General features: G+C 71.3%; 17 protein-coding genes. 14 read left to right on the forward strand and 3 right to left on the reverse strand.

Features of this window, described 5'->3' with window-relative positions:
- A partial coding sequence (locus ABZ321_RS51370) for a hypothetical protein (protein WP_354903742.1) occupies positions 1-959 on the reverse strand: 959 nt, incomplete at its 3' end.
- 60 nt (positions 960-1,019) lie between these two features.
- On the opposite strand from ABZ321_RS51370, the gene ABZ321_RS51375 reads away from it, so the two are divergent.
- From ABZ321_RS51375 to aroB, 10 genes are all read left to right on the forward strand, one after another.
- Positions 1,020-1,820, forward strand: a complete 801-nt coding sequence (locus ABZ321_RS51375) for a hypothetical protein (protein WP_354903743.1) — start codon at positions 1,020-1,022, stop codon at positions 1,818-1,820.
- A 103-nt stretch (positions 1,821-1,923) separates the two neighbouring features.
- Entirely contained in the window at positions 1,924-2,373 is a 450-nt protein-coding gene (locus tag ABZ321_RS51380; RefSeq protein ID WP_344503657.1) for a DUF948 domain-containing protein, read from the forward strand.
- A 52-nt stretch (positions 2,374-2,425) separates the two neighbouring features.
- Positions 2,426-2,692, forward strand: a complete 267-nt coding sequence (locus ABZ321_RS51385; protein WP_344503550.1) for a hypothetical protein — start codon at positions 2,426-2,428, stop codon at positions 2,690-2,692.
- On the forward strand, positions 2,689-5,349 hold the full coding sequence (gene alaS, locus ABZ321_RS51390) for an alanine--tRNA ligase (protein WP_344503551.1): 2,661 nt from the start codon (positions 2,689-2,691) through the stop codon (positions 5,347-5,349). The genes ABZ321_RS51385 and alaS overlap by 4 nt, the downstream gene beginning before the upstream one ends.
- Positions 5,350-5,435: 86 nt before the next feature.
- The gene (ruvX, locus tag ABZ321_RS51395; protein WP_344503552.1) at positions 5,436-5,903 is read left to right on the forward strand and encodes a Holliday junction resolvase RuvX; all 468 of its coding nucleotides are present in this window, start codon (positions 5,436-5,438) and stop codon (positions 5,901-5,903) included.
- A 21-nt stretch (positions 5,904-5,924) separates the two neighbouring features.
- Entirely contained in the window at positions 5,925-7,118 is a 1,194-nt protein-coding gene (gene mltG / locus ABZ321_RS51400) for an endolytic transglycosylase MltG (RefSeq protein WP_344503553.1), read from the forward strand.
- Positions 7,119-7,913 carry a shikimate dehydrogenase gene (locus ABZ321_RS51405; RefSeq protein ID WP_344503555.1) on the forward strand — a complete coding sequence of 265 codons (795 nt, stop codon included), beginning with the start codon at positions 7,119-7,121 and terminating at the stop codon, positions 7,911-7,913.
- A 114-nt stretch (positions 7,914-8,027) separates the two neighbouring features.
- A complete protein-coding gene (aroC, locus tag ABZ321_RS51410; RefSeq protein WP_344503556.1) occupies positions 8,028-9,206 on the forward strand; it encodes a chorismate synthase in 1,179 nt (392 codons plus the stop codon).
- Positions 9,203-9,700, forward strand: coding sequence for a shikimate kinase (locus ABZ321_RS51415; protein ID WP_354903744.1), 498 nt, complete (start codon positions 9,203-9,205; stop codon positions 9,698-9,700). Before aroC ends, ABZ321_RS51415 begins: the two co-directional genes overlap by 4 nt.
- A 40-nt stretch (positions 9,701-9,740) precedes the next feature.
- Positions 9,741-10,808: a 3-dehydroquinate synthase gene (gene aroB, locus ABZ321_RS51420; protein ID WP_354903745.1), complete on the forward strand. Its 1,068-nt coding sequence runs from the start codon at positions 9,741-9,743 to the stop codon at positions 10,806-10,808.
- 336 nt (positions 10,809-11,144) lie between these two features.
- Here aroB and mptB read toward each other — a convergent pair whose 3' ends face one another.
- Positions 11,145-12,524: a polyprenol phosphomannose-dependent alpha 1,6 mannosyltransferase MptB gene (mptB, locus tag ABZ321_RS51425; RefSeq protein ID WP_354903747.1), complete on the reverse strand. Its 1,380-nt coding sequence runs from the start codon at positions 12,522-12,524 to the stop codon at positions 11,145-11,147.
- A gap of 138 nt (positions 12,525-12,662) precedes the next feature.
- Here mptB and efp point away from each other — a divergent pair, with 138 nt between their 5' ends.
- Together efp and nusB are read left to right on the forward strand one after the other, a co-directional pair.
- Positions 12,663-13,220, forward strand: a complete 558-nt coding sequence (gene efp / locus ABZ321_RS51430) for an elongation factor P (protein ID WP_344503560.1) — start codon at positions 12,663-12,665, stop codon at positions 13,218-13,220.
- Between the two features lie 50 nt (positions 13,221-13,270).
- Entirely contained in the window at positions 13,271-13,678 is a 408-nt protein-coding gene (nusB, locus tag ABZ321_RS51435; RefSeq protein WP_344503658.1) for a transcription antitermination factor NusB, read from the forward strand.
- 204 nt (positions 13,679-13,882) lie between these two features.
- On the opposite strand, the gene ABZ321_RS51440 is transcribed toward nusB, so the two are convergent.
- Positions 13,883-14,371 carry a transcriptional regulator gene (locus tag ABZ321_RS51440; protein WP_033356835.1) on the reverse strand — a complete coding sequence of 163 codons (489 nt, stop codon included), beginning with the start codon at positions 14,369-14,371 and terminating at the stop codon, positions 13,883-13,885.
- Positions 14,372-14,561: 190 nt separating this feature from the next.
- Here ABZ321_RS51440 and pyrR point away from each other — a divergent pair, with 190 nt between their 5' ends.
- Together pyrR and ABZ321_RS51450 are read left to right on the forward strand one after the other, a co-directional pair.
- Positions 14,562-15,131, forward strand: coding sequence for a bifunctional pyr operon transcriptional regulator/uracil phosphoribosyltransferase PyrR (gene pyrR, locus ABZ321_RS51445; protein WP_344503561.1), 570 nt, complete (start codon positions 14,562-14,564; stop codon positions 15,129-15,131).
- The gene (locus tag ABZ321_RS51450; protein ID WP_344503562.1) at positions 15,128-16,039 is read left to right on the forward strand and encodes an aspartate carbamoyltransferase catalytic subunit; all 912 of its coding nucleotides are present in this window, start codon (positions 15,128-15,130) and stop codon (positions 16,037-16,039) included. The genes pyrR and ABZ321_RS51450 overlap by 4 nt, the downstream gene beginning before the upstream one ends.
- The last annotated feature ends 8 nt before the right edge of the window (positions 16,040-16,047 follow it).

Consider the following 16,047-nt stretch of genomic DNA (forward strand, 5'->3'; position numbering starts at 1 on the left):
GCGGCGGCGCGCCGTCCGCGTGGGACGCCCCAGCCCGTGAGGCGGCACCGGGCGGGCACCGGGCCGCCGACGAGGAGTCGCCGTCGCGCGGGCGGCGGGCCGCGCCCGAACCCCGCCGTGGTGAGCCGGACCTGGAGTCCAGTGGCGGTCGCAGGTCGTTCGAGGCGGCTGCCGGCGCCGTTCCACCGCCGCAGCGTCGTGGCGAACCGGACCTGGAGTCCAGCGGCGGTCGTAGGTCGTTCGAGGCGGCTGCCGGCGCCGTTCCACCGCCGCAGCGTCGTGGCGAACCCGACCTGGAGTCCAGCGGCGGTCGTAGGTCGTTCGAGGCGGCCGCCGGTGCCATCCCGCCGCAGCGTCGTGGTGAGCCGGACCTGGAGTCGAGCGGCGGTCGTAGGTCGTTCGAGGCGGCCGCCGGTCCGATCCCGCCGCAGCGCCGTGGTGAGCCGGACCTGGAGTCCAGCGGTGGCCGGAGGTCGTTCGAGGCGGCTGCCGGCCCCGTCCCGCAGGCGCAGCGCCGCGGCGGCGGCGCCGAGCCGGCCGGCCGCTTCGCCGCCGAGGCGGGTCCCGCCGCCACCCAGGGCCGCGCCGGCCGCGCCGACCACGGCTCCGCCGGCTCCAGAGGCGCCGGCTCGCAGCAACCCGGACCGGACAAGACCGGCCCGCAACACACCGGACCGCACGGCGCGGGCACGGGACCGCAGGAGCCCGGACCGTTCGGCGCGCGCGGCCAGAGCGGCCCGCGGACCGGCACCGGCCCCCAGAGCGACCCGCACGGCCGTGCCCAGGGCGAGTCGTTCGGGCGCGGTGGCCCTCAAACGGGCGCCCCGGCCGGCAACCAGCACGGCCCCCATGGCGGCCCGCCCGGCGGTGGTCCCGGCGGTGGTCCCGGCGGCGCGCAGGGTCCGGCGCACCCCGGCGGCGGTCCGCAGCAGCGGGGACCGCAGCAGCGCGGCCCGCACGGCGCGCCCGGCGGGCGGCCACCGGTCAACGCACCGGGCGGGCGGCCCTCGCCCTACGGTGTGCCGCGACAGCCGGGGGAGGCGCCGCCGAAGCCGTTCGTGGACCTGGCGCGGTTCGACCCCAACCCCGCGACCACGTACCGCGGCATCGCCACCACACCGGGTGCGTTCGACTGGGAGTCCACGACGCAGATCGCGCCGTTCGGGCTGCTGCAGCTCGCGCAGGCCAAGCGGGTGCGGCAGCTGCGGCTCGCGACGATCATCTTCGTGGTGCTCGCGGTGGTGAGCGCGCCCGCGGCGTTCTTCGTGATCCGGGAGTTCACCAGGGACCCGGTGTTCGTGGAGCTCGACAACCTCAACCTGCCGGAGTGGGCGGCCCGCAACCCGACCGACGGGGCGCTCGGCAGCCGCTGGTGCATCCGGGAGTGCCGGTCCCGGCAGCGGACCTGGGAGTCGGCGCGCGGGCCGGAGGAGACCAACCGGGCGTTCGTCGGCAAGCTCAAGGACGCCGGCTGGGTCGAGTGGGACATCCCCGACTGCCAGGCCGAGGGCGTCGACGGGATCGAGACGTGCTGGCAGCGCGACGAATACGTCCTGGACCTGTGGGTGCGCGCGGCCGTCTGCGAGGTGAAGGGCGCCCGCCCGACGGTGAACCCGTCGCAGGCGAACCCGTCCCAGTCGGGCAAGCCGACGCCGAAGGCACCGGCCAGCCAGCCCGCGTCGCAGGACCCGGCGCCGCAGCCGTCGGGGGAGGGCGAGCCGGGCCCCGCGCCCACCGCGATCTGCCCCCTCGCGGTGGCGACCATCAAAGTCTTCAACCGGATCAGCTACGGCCCAGGTGGCGAGCAGGGCGGCGGTTGACGGCGACACCGGCCGGTCGAGAAGCGCCGCCTCATCACGGAGGGTAGGGTTCCTCCGTTGGATGAGCGCATCCACGCGGGTGAAGGAGGAAACGGGCGTGACCGTGTCCCTGGGCGGTATCGCGGCGCTGGTGGCGTCGGGTGGTTTTTTCGTGCTCGTGCTGGTGCTCGCGGTGCCGATCCTCCGGGTCCGGCACACGATCGACGCGGCGACCGGCGCGCTGCGCGACGCCGCGGACCAGACGACCCCCATGCTGGAGCGGATCAACAGCACGATCGACAATGTCAACGTGGCCCTCAGCCAGGTGCACACCACGCTTGACGGGGTAAACATGCAGCTGGCGCGCATCGACACGATCACCGAGAACGTGTCGCACGTGAGCGCCAACGTGGCGAACCTGTCCACAGTGGTCAGTGCGGCCGCGGCGAACCCGCTCGTGAAGGTCGCCGCGTTCGGCTATGGCGTGCGCAAGGCCGCCGCCAACCGCCGCGCCGCCGCCGACGAGGCCGAGGTGCGCGAACAGATCAAGCAGTCGCGGCGCAAGCGCGCCTAGTCGCGCGGACGCTGCCCGTACACCTGACAAACGAGACAAGAAAGGTTGAGCCATGCGGCGCATGCTGTGGCTCGGGATCGGACTCGCCATAGGCGCTTTGGTCGTCCGCGCGGTCACCAAGAAAGCGCAGGCCTTCACCCCGCAGGGCATCGCCGCCTCGGCGCGCGACTCGGCCGTCGGTCTCGCCGGCACCGTCCGCGGGTTTGTCGACGACGTGCGTGACGGCATGGCGGAGCGTGAGGCCGAGATCCACGCCGCGTTCGCGGAAGGCGCGACCCTCGACGAAGACCTTTACCCGGAAGGCCGGCAGCACCGATGAAGACCGCGGAGATCAAGCGTCGTTTCCTCGCCCACTTCGAGGGGGCGGGACACACGGTCGTGCCGAGCGCGCCGTTGCCGGCGATCGCCGACCCGAACCTGCTGTTCATCAACGCGGGCATGGTGCAGTTCGTGCCGTTCTTCCTCGGCCAGCGCACGCCGCCCTACCCGCGGGCCGCGAGCGTGCAGAAGTGCATCCGGACGCCGGACATCGACGAGGTCGGCAAGACCAGCCGGCACGGCACGTTCTTCCAGATGAACGGCAACTTCAGCTTCGGCGACTACTTCAAGGACGGCGCGATCAAGCTCGCCTGGGACCTGTCGACCAACCCGGTCGACAAGGGCGGCTTCGGCCTGGACCCGGAGCGGATCTGGGCGACGGTCTACCTCGACGACGACGAGGCGATCGAGATCTGGAAGAAGACCGGCCTGCCCGCCGAGCGGATCGTGCGGCGCGGCAAGAAGGACAACTTCTGGTCGATGGGCATCCCCGGGCCGGCCGGGCCGTGCTCCGAGCTGTACTACGACCGCGGCCCCGCCTACGGCAAGGAGGGCGGCCCGGAGGTCGACGAGGACCGTTACCTGGAGTTCTGGAACCTCGTCTTCATGCAGTACGAGATCACCAACGTGCGGTCGAAGGAGGACTTCGACATCGTCGGTGAGCTGCCGGCGAAGAACATCGACACGGGCATGGGCCTGGAGCGCATCGCCTCGATGCTGCAGGGCGTCGACAACCTGTACGAGATCGACGAGGTCAACCCGATCCTGAGCAAGGCCGCGGAGATGACCGGCAAGCGCTACGGGCAGACCGTGTCGAAGGTGGCCGGCGAGTCGCACCCCGACGACGTGCGGCTGCGCGTCATCGCCGACCACGTCCGCACCGCGCTCATGGTGATCTCCGACGGGGTCACGCCGTCGAACGAGGGCCGCGGCTACGTGCTGCGCCGCATCCTGCGCCGGGCGATCCGCTCGATCCGCCTGCTCGGCTGGCACGAGGGTCCGGCGCTGCCGATCCTGCTGCCGATCGCGCGGGACTGCATGTCGCCGTCCTACCCGGAGGTCGCGGCGGACTTCGACCGCATCTCGACGTACGCGTACGGCGAGGAAGAGGCCTTCCTGCAGACGCTGAAGGCGGGCACCACGATCCTCGACACCGCCGTCACGGAGACGCGCGCCGCGTCGAAGACCGTGCTGTCCGGGGACAAGGCGTTCCAGCTGCACGACACGTACGGCTTCCCGATCGACCTGACCCTGGAGATCGCGGCCGAGCAGGGCCTGACGGTCGACGAGGAGGGCTTCCGCCGCCTCATGGCCGAGCAGCGCACCCGCGCCAAGGCCGACGCGAAGGCCCGCAAGACCGGCCACGCCGACCTGTCGCAGTTCCGCGCCGCCCTGGAGCAGGGCGGGCCGGTCGAGTTCACCGGCTACCGCGAGGTGGCCCGGGAGTCGGTCGTGCGGTCGCTGCTCGGTGCCGCCGCGGGGGGCCAGGGCGAGGAGATCTCGCTGGTGCTGGACGCCACCCCGTTCTACGCGGAGGGCGGCGGCCAGATGCCCGACCTGGGCGTCATCACCACCGGCAGCGGCAAGGCCGAGGTCCTCGACGTGCAGAGCCCGCTGCCCGGGCTGATCGTGCACCGGGTGAAGATCCTCGAGGGCGAGATCCGGCCCGGCGAGTCGGCGTTCGCGGAGATCGACACCGCGCGCCGGCGGGCCGTGTCGCGGGCGCACACCGCGACCCACCTCATCCACCAGACGATGCGCAACTTCCTCGGCGAGTCGGCGACCCAGGCGGGCTCGCTCAACGCGCCCGGCCGGCTCCGCTTCGACTTCAACACCCCCGGCGCCGTGCCGCAGAGCGTGCTGCACGACGTCGAGCAGCAGGTGAACGAGGTGCTGCTGCGGGACCTGCTGGTGCACGCGTTCGTCACGTCGCAGGAGGAGGCGCGCAAGCTCGGCGCCATGGCGCTGTTCGGCGAGAAGTACGGCGACGAGGTCCGCGTCGTCGAGGTCGGCGACTACGCCCGCGAGCTCTGCGGCGGCACGCACGTCGAGCGCTCCAGCCAGCTGGGCCTGGTGAAGATCCTCTCCGAGTCGTCGATCGGTTCGGGTGTACGACGGGTCGAGGCGCTCGTCGGTCTGGACGCGTTCGGGCACCTGGCGCGGGAGCACGTCCTCGTGTCGCGCCTGGCCGAGCTCTTCCGGGTCCCGGGCGACCAGGTCGCCGACCGGGTCGAGCAGACCGTCGCGCAGCTGCGCGACGCCGAGCGGGAGCTGGAGAAGCTGCGCACCCAGCTGGTCCTCGCCAACGCCGGCGGGCTCGCCGACGCGGCGAAGGACGTGCACGGCGTCGCGTACGTCGGCACCGAGGCGCCCGAGGGCACCTCCGCGAACGAGGTCCGGACGCTGGTGCAGGAGATCCGCGGCCGGATCCCGGCGGAGCGGCCCGCGGTCGTCGCCGTCGCCGCCCGCGCGGGCGGCAAGGCGTCGCTCGTCGTCGGCATCAACGCGGCCGCGAAGGGCCGCGGCCTGTCCGCCGGTGACCTGGTCAAGGGCGCCCTGTCCGGCCGTGGCGGCGGCAACGCCGACCTCGCGCAGGGCGGCGGCGTGCCGGCGGCGGAGGCCCCCGCGTTGCTCGCCGCGGTCGAGCGAGCGCTGTAGATCGACTGGCATGCGGGTAGGTGAATTCGTCGATTCACCTACCCGCGGGCGTTCGCGGGGTGCGCGGTGCGCATAGGGTGCTACCCGTGACGACGCAGCCGTGGACCCGTGGCCGGCGGATCGGCGTCGACGTCGGCAGTGTCCGCGTCGGCGTCGCGATGTGCGATCCGGACGGGATCCTCGCGAGCCCCGTCGCCACCCTGCCGCGCGATCAGGTCACCGAGAGTGACAAGGTTTCTTCCGACATGTCGGAAATCCTGCGGCTGGTCGCGGAACACGAAGTGGTGGAGATCGTTGTCGGCCTGCCGATTAACCTGGCCGGCAAGGAAGGGCCCGCAGCGGTTCTGATCAGGCAATATGCCGACCGTCTGGCGGAGCTGGCGGACCCCGTGCCGGTCTTGCTGACGGACGAGAGGATGTCCACCGCGGCGGCAACACGTAGGCTGTCGGAGCGCGGCGTCCGTGGCAGGCGGCAACGCGCGGTCATCGATCAGGTGGCCGCCGTGGAGATCCTGCAACGATGGCTCGACGCGCGACGGGCCGTTCGCGGCTGAATGCCAGGAGGCGAAGGACAGATGGGCGAGCTTGACCTGGGCTGGGACGACGAGGAGCGGCCCAGCAGACATCGGCGCCGCGCCGCGTCCGCTCCGGCCCGCGGCAGACGGAAGGGCCGTGGCGGGAGGACCTTCCTCGCGCTCTTCATCAGTCTGCTGGTCTTCGGTGGTCTCGCGTTGGGCGTCTATGTCGGCGTCGACCGGGTCAAGGACATGTTCACCGCTGCCGACTACAACGGCGGCGGCACCGGCGAAGTGACGGTCGAGGTCCTGCCCAACCAGTATGCCGCCGACATCGCCAACACGTTGGCGGAAAAGGGCGTCGTGAAGAGCGCGAAGGCGTTCGTCGAGGCGGCGAAGAAGGACGAGCGCAGCAAGAAGCTGCAGCCGGGCTTCTACAAGTTGCGCAAGCAGATGGCCGCCGCCCAGGCCCTGTCGATGATGCTCGACCCGAAGAGCCGCCTGGTCAACAAGGTGACGCTGCCCGAGGGCCTCACGTTCCAGGAGACGTTCAAGAAGCTGTCCGAGGTCACGAAGATCCCCTACGAGGAGTTCGAGAAGGCCTCGCAGGACACCAAGGCGCTCGGCCTGTCCGACGTGTGGTTCCAGCGCCAGGACGGCAAGGGCGTCGCCAAGAGCATCGAGGGCTTCCTCTTCCCGGCGACCTACGACTTCCCGCCGAACGTCGACGCGACCGCCATCCTGAAGATCATCATCAACCGGTTCAACCAGGAGATCGAGTCCCTCGGGTTCATCGACGGCGTGCAGAACTCGCTGCACATCTCGCCCTACGAGGCGCTGATCGGCGCGTCGATCGCCCAGGTCGAGGGCCTCGACAAGGACCAGGAGGGCATCGTGCGGGTGCTCTACAACCGGGTCTACTCCGGCAAGTTCCCGTGCAGCTGCCTGCAGGTCGACAGCACCGTCAACTACTACCTGCGGATCACCGGCAAGGGCGCCAAGCCGTCCACCGAGCTGCTCAACTCGGAGCTGCACAACAAGAAGAACCCGTACAACGCCCACGACGTCCCGGGCATGCCGATCGGTCCGATCAGCAACCCCGGCACCAGCGCGCTGAAGGCGGCGATCAACCCGCCGAAGCACGACTACTACTACTTCTGCGCCATCGACACGGCCGGCAACACCGGATACGCCAAGACGTACCCCGAGTTCGAGAAGCTGTGGGCCCAGGCGCAGAAGAACGGCGTCAAGTAGGTGCGTGCCGCGGTCCTCGGCCAGCCGGTGAGCCACTCGCGCTCACCGGCGATCCACAACGCCGGCTACGCGGCCGCCGGGCTGCGCGACTGGACCTACACGGCGATCGAGTGCGGCACCGCGGACCTGCCCGGGTTCGTCGCCGGGCTCTCGCCCGACTGGGCCGGGCTGTCGCTCACCATGCCGCTCAAGGAGGTCGCGCTGACGGTCGCCGCGATGGTCGACCCCTTCGCGGCGGCGATCGGCGCGGCGAACACGCTGGTCCGGCGGGCGTACGGATGGCACGCGTACAACACCGACGCCCCGGGCATGGTCCGGGCGCTGCTGGAGGCGGGTGTCTCGCGCACGCCGCGGCTCGCCGTGCTCGGTGGCGGCGGCACCGCCCGGGCCGCCCTGGCCGCGGCCGCTTCCCTGTCGGCGGACGTCACGCTGTACACGCGGCGGCTCGAAGCTTTTGAAGAGCTGCTGCCGGTGGCCTCGGCGCTCTCCGTGGACCTCGTGCACGCGCCCTGGTCGTCGCTCGACTCGTGCACCTCGTTCCCCGTGGTGATCTCCACGGTGCCGAAGGGGGCGGCGGACCCGCTCGCGGTCGCGGACTGGTCCGGGCGGCCGGTCGTGTTCGACGCGATCTATGAGCCGTGGCCGACGCCACTGGCCGCCGCGGCATCCGCCGCCGGGTGCGCGATCGTGTCCGGGCTCGATCTGCTGCTGTGGCAGGCGGTCGACCAGTTCGAGCTGTTCACCGGCAAGGCGGCGCCGGTCGCGGCGATGCGTGCGGCGCTGCGTTCCGCCTGACTGCGTGCTGTCTTTTGGATCGCTGTTCGCCGGCGAGGCGGCCGTGCGTTCCGTCTGATGGGCTTTGGTGACCTCATTGCGGGAAGTGTCATACCCGCGTGACATGCTTGCCGGGTGTTGCGCTGGTTGACCGCAGGTGAGTCGCATGGCCCGGCACTCGTCGCGATCCTGGAGGGTGTTCCCGCAGGTATCGAGCTGACGAGCGCGTCCGTGGCGGCAGAGTTGGCCCGTCGACGTCTCGGCTATGGCCGCGGCGCGCGGATGGCGTTCGAGCAGGACGTGGTCGAGTTCGTCGGCGGCCTCCGGCACGGGCGCACCCTCGGCAGCCCCGTCGCGATCCGCGTCGGCAACAGCGAGTGGCCGAAGTGGGAGACCGTCATGGCGGCCGATCCCGTCGACCCCGACGTGCTCGCCGCCCAGGCGCGCAACGCGCCGCTGACCCGGCCCCGCCCCGGCCACGCCGACCTCGCCGGCATGCAGAAGTACGGGCACACCGACGCCAGGCCGATCCTGGAGCGGGCCAGCGCGCGGGAGACCGCCGCCCGGGTCGCCGTCGGCACCGTCGCCAAGGCCCTGCTGCGCCAGGCGCTCGGCATCGACATCGTCTCCCACGTCATCGAGCTCGGGTCCGTCGCCGCCAAGCCCGGCCTGCTGCCCCGGCCCGAGGACTTCGACCGCATCGACGCCGACCCGCTGCGCTGCCTCGACCCCGACGCGAGCGCCCGCATGGTCGAGGAGGTCGACGCCGCGAAGAAGGACGCCGACACCCTCGGCGGCATCGTCGAGGTCCTCGCCTATGGCGTCCCGCCGGGCCTCGGCAGCCACGTGCAGTGGGACCGCAAGCTCGACGCCCGCCTCGCCACCGCCCTCATGTCTATCCAGGCGATCAAGGGCGTCGAGATCGGTGACGCGTTCACGCAGGCCCGTTCCCGCGGCTCGCAGGCGCACGACGAGATCATCCCCACCGCCGACGGCGTCCGCCGGGTCACCGACCGCGCCGGCGGTCTCGAGGGCGGCATCACCACCGGCGAGCCGCTGCGGGTCCGCGCCGCGATGAAGCCCATCTCGTCGCTCAACCGGGCACTGCAGACCATCGACGTCACCACCGGCGAGCCCGCCACCGCCATCAACCAGCGCTCCGACGTCTGCGCGGTCCCCGCCGCGGCCGTCGTCGCCGAGGCGATGGTCGCGCTCGTCCTCGCCGAGGCTGCCCTGGAGAAGTTCGGCGGCGACTCGGTCCCCGAGATCCAGCGCAACGTCGCCGGCTACATGTCGAACCTGGTCATCCGGTGAAGCCTCGCGCCGTCCTCGTCGGCCCGCCCGGAGCGGGCAAGACGACCGTCGGCACGCTGCTCGCCGCCGCGTTGGACGTCCAGTTCCGCGACGTGGACGTCGACATCGAGGCCGTCGCGGGCAAGCCGATCCCGGAGATCTTCATCGATGATGGCGAGGACCACTTCCGCGCGCTGGAGCGGGCCGCGGTCGCCTCGGCGCTGTCCACGTTCGACGGGGTGCTGGCCCTCGGCGGCGGCGCGATCCTGGCCGCCGAGACCCGCGAGCTGCTCGCCGGGCACACCGTGGTCTACCTGACGGTCGAGCTGTCCGACGCGGTGTCCCGGGTCGGGCTCGGCAGCGGCCGGCCGCTGCTCGCGCTCAACCCGCGGGCCACGCTGAAGTACCTGCTGGACCAGCGGCGGCCGCTGTATGAGCAGGTCGCCACCATCACCGTCGGCACCGACGGCCGCACTCCCGAGGACATCGCCGAGGAACTGGCCGGCAAGCTGTGACCGCTTCCGCTGCTGTTGTCGCTTGGTTGGAGGGTCTGCTGTGACCGCCGTTTCCGTGGTCGACGTCTCGGGCTACTCCGTCCTGATCGGGCGGGGGCTCTTCGACCGGGTGCCTTCGCTGGTCAGCGGCGCGGCGCAGGTCGCCGTGCTGTTCGCCGGGCCCGTCCGCGGGCACGCCGAGCAGGTCATGGCGGCGCTGCGGGCCGCCGGCCACGGGGTGCTGCCCCTCGAGGTCCCCGACGCCGAGGCGGGCAAGGACATCGCCGTCGCCGCCGGCTGCTGGGACGCGCTGGGGGAGGCCGCGTTCACCCGCAGCGACGCCGTCGTGGGCGTGGGCGGCGGGGCCGTCACCGACGTCGCCGGGTTCGTCGCCGCGAGCTGGCTGCGGGGGGTCCGGCTCGTCCAGGTCCCGACCAGCCTGCTCGGCATGGTCGACGCCGCGGTGGGCGGGAAGACCGGCATCAACACCGCCGCCGGCAAGAACCTCGTCGGCGCCTTCTACCCGCCGGTCGGCGTCGTGTGCGACCTGTCGACCCTGGACACGCTGCCCGCCGACGACCTGCGCGCCGGCATGGCCGAGGTGGTCAAGTGCGGGTTCATCGCCGACCCCACCATCCTCGACCTCGTCGAGGCCGACCCGGCGCTCGCCCTCGACCCGCACGGCGCGGTGCTGCCCTCGCTGGTCGAGAAGGCCGTCGCGGTCAAGGCCCGGGTGGTCTCCGCCGACCTGCGCGAGTCCGGCCTGCGCGAGATCCTCAACTACGGTCACACCCTGGGCCACGCGATCGAGCGCCGCGAGCAGTACCGCTGGAAGCACGGCCACGCGGTCTCCGTCGGCCTCGTCTACGCGGCCGAGCTGGGCCGGCTCACCGGCCGCCTCCCCGCCGACGTCGCCGCCCGCCACGCCGCGGTGCTGAAGCTGCTGGACCTCCCCGTCACGTACGACGCCGCCGCCTGGACCGACCTCCACGCCGCGATGCGCGTCGACAAGAAGGCCCGCGGCGCGACGCTGCGCTTCGTGGTGCTGGACGGCCTCGCCACCCCGGGCACCCTCGTCGGCCCACCCGACGACCTGCTCTTCGCCGCCTACGCCGCCGTGGCCGCCTGACCTCACCACACTTTCTGGCAAGCCCGCCGGACCGGCTGGTGCCAGGCGCTTTTTCCGTGATCCGGAAGACTTTGTGCTGCTATGACGACATGAAGTCTTCCGGATCATGGGTCTGGTGAGGGCTGAGGTCGCGGTGCTGTTCCGCGCCGTTGTCCCCGTGTGGTCTGGCGTCGTCGAGGGCGTCGTTTGCTGCTCCACGCCGCCGCTGGTCGAAGAACCAGGGCTGTCGATTGCTGGACCGGCTGGTACCAGGACAGCTTTCCGTGATCCGGAAGAGTTTGTGCTGCTATGGCGACACAAAGTCTTCCGGATCACGGGGCGGGTGGTGCCGGGCGGTCAGGGGGTGGCGGGGGCTGGGGTGGCAGGAGCTGGGGTGGGGAGCAGAGTGGGCAGGGGTGGGCGGAGGCGCAGGTACAGGATGCCGCCGACGGTGCCGAACATGGCGGCCACGACGGCCTGCGGGTAGGTGGGGGCGCCGAAGGGGAGCAGGAACATCGCGATGCCGACCGAGAGGCGGATCGCGGCGGGGGGCGGGTGGTGCAGGCCGGCCGCGAGCGGGACGATCGGCCACAGCAGGTACCAGGGGTGCACGACCGGGCCGCACAGGACGATCGCGGCGAGGGCCAGGCCGAGGCCCGCGACAGGGTTCGGGGCGCGCAGCAGGGCCCAGCCGGCGAGCGCACAGCCCGCGGCCGCCGCGACGAGGCGGATGACGGCCATCGCGGAGGGGTGGCCGGCGGAGGCGAGGAGCATGCCGACGTCGGTGCTGAGGGAGAGGCCGTTGCGGACGGTGGTGGGGGTGTGCAGGGCGGCGATCCAGCCCAGGCCCAGGCCGGACGCGGCCTGGAGCACGATGAAGGCGAGACCCGCCCCGGCCGCCGTGCGGATGAGGGCGCCCCGGCGGCCGCGGGTCAGGGCGACGACCGTGATGAGGGCGAGGATCGCGGGCGCCTTGACCAGGGCTGCCGCGACGATGAGGGCGGCGCCGAGCAGGGGGCGGTCGCGGACGGCGGCGAGCAGGCCGGCGGCGACGAGGCCGACCATGAGGGCGTCGTTGTGGACGCCGGCGACGAGGTGGAGCAGGAGCAGCGGGTTGAGCGCGCCGAACCACAGGGCGCGCTGCGGTGGGACGCCGAAGCGGGCGGCGAGGCCCGGCAGGCAGGCGACGGCCAGGGCGACCCCGGCCAGGGCGACGAGCCGCATCGCCCAGACGCCCGCGACGGTGTGCTCGCCGGTGACGGCGACGATCATCGACGCGCAGCGCAGGAAGACGGGGCCGTAGGGGGCGGGCGTGTCCTGCCAGATGGGCGGGACGTCCAGGGCGAGGGGGCCGCCGAGCATGGAGGGGCCCCAGTGGTACGCGTCGAGCCCCTGCCGCACCATCGCGCCCTGGGCGAGGTAGCTGTACACGTCGCGGCTGAACATGGGGGCCGTGACGGCGAGCGGGGCCGCCCACCACAGCAGGGTCTTGATCAGGTCGGCGGGGCGCTGGCCGTCGAGCGTGGACCGCATGCGCAGCCACGCGCCGCACAGCAGCACCAGCCCGAAGTAGGTGACGGCGACGCCCGCGAGGGGGAAGGCGCGCAGCTCGCGGATCAGCGGCCAGTCCTCGAACGGGTCGCGGCGAGGAAGTGCGCCGGCGGCGGCGCCACCCAGCGCGATCGCGACGGAACCCGCGAAACCCAGGGTACGGTTGACGATGTCCGGTCTGCCCACTACGGCACACTGGCTGAGTTTCATGTCCTGGTGGCCAATGCGACATGAACTCCGGCCACCTCGACCGGTACACTGCTTCGGGCCTTTCCGCCGGCACGATGCCGCACGGACCAACTGACGAAAGTGACGTCTATCCACATGGCAACCACGAACGACCTGAAGAACGGCCTGGTGCTCAACCTCGACGGCGATCTGTGGGCCGTTGTTGAGTTCCAGCATGTGAAGCCGGGCAAGGGCGGCGCGTTCGTGCGGACCACCCTGAAGAACGTGCTCTCCGGCAAGGTGGTCGACCGCACGTTCAACGCCGGGACGAAGGTCGAGACCGCCACCGTCGACAAGCGGACGATGCAGTACCTGTACATCGACGGCGAAGACTACGTGTTCATGGATCTGCAGTCGTACGAGCAGATCTCCGTCCCCGCCGGCACGGTCGGCGAGGGGACCAAGTTCCTGCTCCCCGAGGCCGAGGTGACGGTGGCGACCCACGAGGGTGTGCCGCTGTACGTCGAGCTGCCGACCTCGGTGATCCTCGAGGTCACCTACACCGAGCCGGGCCTGCAGGGCGACCGCTCCACGGGTGGCACCAAGCCGGCGACGGTCGAGACGGGCGCCACGGTCAACGTGCCGCTGTTCATCAACATCGGCGAGAAGATCAAGGTCGACACCCGCGACAGCCGTTACCTCGGCCGGTCCTGACCGTGTCCTTCAGTGGGGGCTCCTTTCTCGGGGGCGACGTCACCGCGCAGATGACCGCGCGGCGGAAGGCCCGCAAGCGTGCCCTCGACGTGCTCTACCAGGCCGACCTGCGCGGTGAGCCGCGCGGGTCGGTCCTGACGTCCTACGTGGCGAATCTCGAGGAGCCGAAGCCGGGCTACCTGCCGTACACCGTCCAGCTGGTGGAGGGTGTGGAGAGCCACGCCGTCCGGATCGACGAGCTGCTGTCCAGCTACGCCGAGGGGTGGACCCTGGAGCGGATGCCGGTGGTCGACCGGAATCTGGCCCGCATCGCGGTGTACGAGCTGCTCTACAACGACGAGATCGACAACCCCGTGGCGATCACGGAGGCGGTCGAGCTCGCGGAGACGCTGTCGACCGACGACTCGCCCCGCTTCCTCAACGGCATCCTGGGCCGGATCGCCGACTACGCCACGTAAGACGCCGCTGGCAAGCCAGTTGACCGGGTGTGATCCGCCGTCGGACGACGGGGGATCCGCCCGGTTTTGTGCGTTTTCCACGGGACCAGCGACGCGGCGAGATCATCATCACGCCCTCCGCGGAGGGTGATGTCCGCCCCACCGGGGGCGGGTATCAACGCAAGGAGGGGGCCGCCGGAGCGGCCCCCTCCTTGCTACGGAAGGTCAGGACTGAAACAGGCTGCGCGGGTCGGTGACCAGCACACCGTGCTCGTTGAGCCGCTCGACCAGCCCCGACGGCGAGGCGTCGTAAACGATCGCCAGGGCGCGCAGGTCGTCGGCCCGGATGGACAGCACGCGACCGTTGTAGTCGCCGCGCTGCTGCTGGATGGCGCGCGCGTAGCGGGCCACGTAGGCAAGGTCCTCGGCGCCGGCGTCGTACAGCCGCTCCAGGTCCAGGACGATCTTGTTGGTGGGCTCGTGCCTGACACCGCTGCCCTCGGGCAGCAGCTCGGCGACGGGGACGCGGTAGAACTCGGCGAGCTCGGCGAGGCGGGACACGGTGACGGCCCGGTCGCCCCGCTCATACGAACCGACGACGACGGCCTTCCAGCGCCCTGCCGACTTCTCCTCGACACCCTGCAGAGACAGCCCCTGCTGCTGTCGGATCGAGCGCAGGCGAGCACCAAGAGACTTGGCGTACTCAGACGGCATACGGACACTCCCAGTCACTGGCCTGAGGGGTTTCCCCAGCGATCGCTACGGAGCGTGACCGTAACTGGCAGAAGTCGCGGGGTCAAGTGGTCGAGACCCATCCGTTGCCCAGGTCAGGGCGGTTGTTAGGGTGGTTGCCGTTCGACGTCCTTTAACGACCCGTCCGGTGAGGCGGGGAAGGAGGTCTGGTTTGTCGACCCCGACAACAGGCGCTGAGCTGGGCAAAACCATCCTAACGGCGGCAGATGTCGCCCGTGTGGTGGACCGGATTGCCCATCAGATTCTGGAAAAGACGTCCGGAGCCACCGAAACGGTGCTGCTCGGCATACCTACCCGAGGCGTACCGCTCGCTCGCAGACTCGCCGCCAGGATCGCCACTTTCGAGGGTGCTGAGATCCCGGTGGGTGTGTTGGACATCACGCTCTATCGGGACGATCTTCGCCTCCAGGCGACCCGTGCGCTGGGTCACACGGAGATCCCGCCCGGTGGCCTCGACGGGCGCCGCGTGATCCTCGTCGACGACGTCCTCTTCTCCGGCCGCACGGTCCGCGCGGCCCTCGACGCGCTCAAGGATCTCGGCCGGCCGCGGATGGTCCAGCTGGCGGTCCTCGTCGACCGGGGCCATCGCGAGCTGCCGATCCGCGCCGACTACGTCGGCAAGAACATCCCGACCTCGATCGACGAGAGCGTCCGGGTGTCCGTCGCCGAGCAGGACGGCGACGACGCCGTGGTGATCGTGAGCAAGGAGAGGCAGGCATGAAGCACCTGCTCAGCGCCGCCGACCTGGACGCCGCCGCCGCCACGCTGGTGCTCGACACCGCGGCGGAGATGGCGAGCATCGCGGGGCGCGAGGTGAAGAAGCTGCCCGCGCTGCGGGGGCGCACCGTGGTGAACCTGTTCTACGAGGACTCGACCAGGACGCGGATCTCGTTCGAGGCGGCGGCGAAGCGGCTGTCGGCCGACGTCATCAACTTCTCGGCGAAGGGCTCCAGCGTCTCGAAGGGTGAAAGCCTCAAGGACACCGCCCTGACGCTGCAGGCGATGGGCGCCGACGCGGTCGTGATCCGCCACCCGGCCAGCGGCGCGCCGCACCGGCTCGCCAACTGGGTCGAGGGCAGCGTCGTGAACGCCGGCGACGGCACGCACGAGCACCCGACGCAGGCCCTGCTCGACGCGTACACCATGCGCAACCGCCTCGGCAGGCTCGCCGGGCTCAACGTGGCCATCGTCGGCGACGTGCTGCACTCCAGGGTGGCCAGGTCGAACGTGCAGCTGCTGCACACCCTCGGCGCGAAGGTGACGCTCGTCGCACCGCCCACGCTGCTGCCGGTCGGCGTCGGGGCGTGGCCGGCCAGCACGTCCTACGACCTCGACGCGGTGGTCCCGGACTCCGACGTCGTCATGATGCTGCGGGTCCAGCGGGAAAGAATGAACCAGGCGTACTTCCCCTCGGAGCGGGAGTACGCGCGGCGCTACGGCTTCGACGTGCCGCGCATGAGCCGGCTGCCCGAGCACGCGATCGTCATGCACCCCGGGCCGATGAACCGGGGCATGGAGATCGCGCCCGAGGTCGCGGACTCGCCGCGCTCCACCATCGTCGAACAGGTCGCCAACGGGGTGTCCGTGCGGATGGCCGTCCTCTACCTGCTGCTCGGAGGCAAAGCGTGATCATCTCG

Source organism: Dactylosporangium sp. NPDC006015, assembly GCF_040614215.1.
GTDB lineage: Bacteria > Actinomycetota > Actinomycetes > Mycobacteriales > Micromonosporaceae > Dactylosporangium > Dactylosporangium maewongense.

Coding starts and splice junctions, on each gene's coding strand:
- ABZ321_RS51385 (WP_344503550.1), top strand. CDS start 2,426: ATGCGGCGCATGCTGTGGCTCGGGATCGGACTCGCCATAGGCGCTTTG.
- alaS (WP_344503551.1), top strand. CDS start 2,689: ATGAAGACCGCGGAGATCAAGCGTCGTTTCCTCGCCCACTTCGAGGGG.
- mltG (WP_344503553.1), top strand. CDS start 5,925: ATGGGCGAGCTTGACCTGGGCTGGGACGACGAGGAGCGGCCCAGCAGA.
- efp (WP_344503560.1), top strand. CDS start 12,663: ATGGCAACCACGAACGACCTGAAGAACGGCCTGGTGCTCAACCTCGAC.
- nusB (WP_344503658.1), top strand. CDS start 13,271: ATGACCGCGCGGCGGAAGGCCCGCAAGCGTGCCCTCGACGTGCTCTAC.
- ABZ321_RS51440 (WP_033356835.1), bottom strand. CDS start 14,371: ATGCCGTCTGAGTACGCCAAGTCTCTTGGTGCTCGCCTGCGCTCGATC.
- ABZ321_RS51450 (WP_344503562.1), top strand. CDS start 15,128: ATGAAGCACCTGCTCAGCGCCGCCGACCTGGACGCCGCCGCCGCCACG.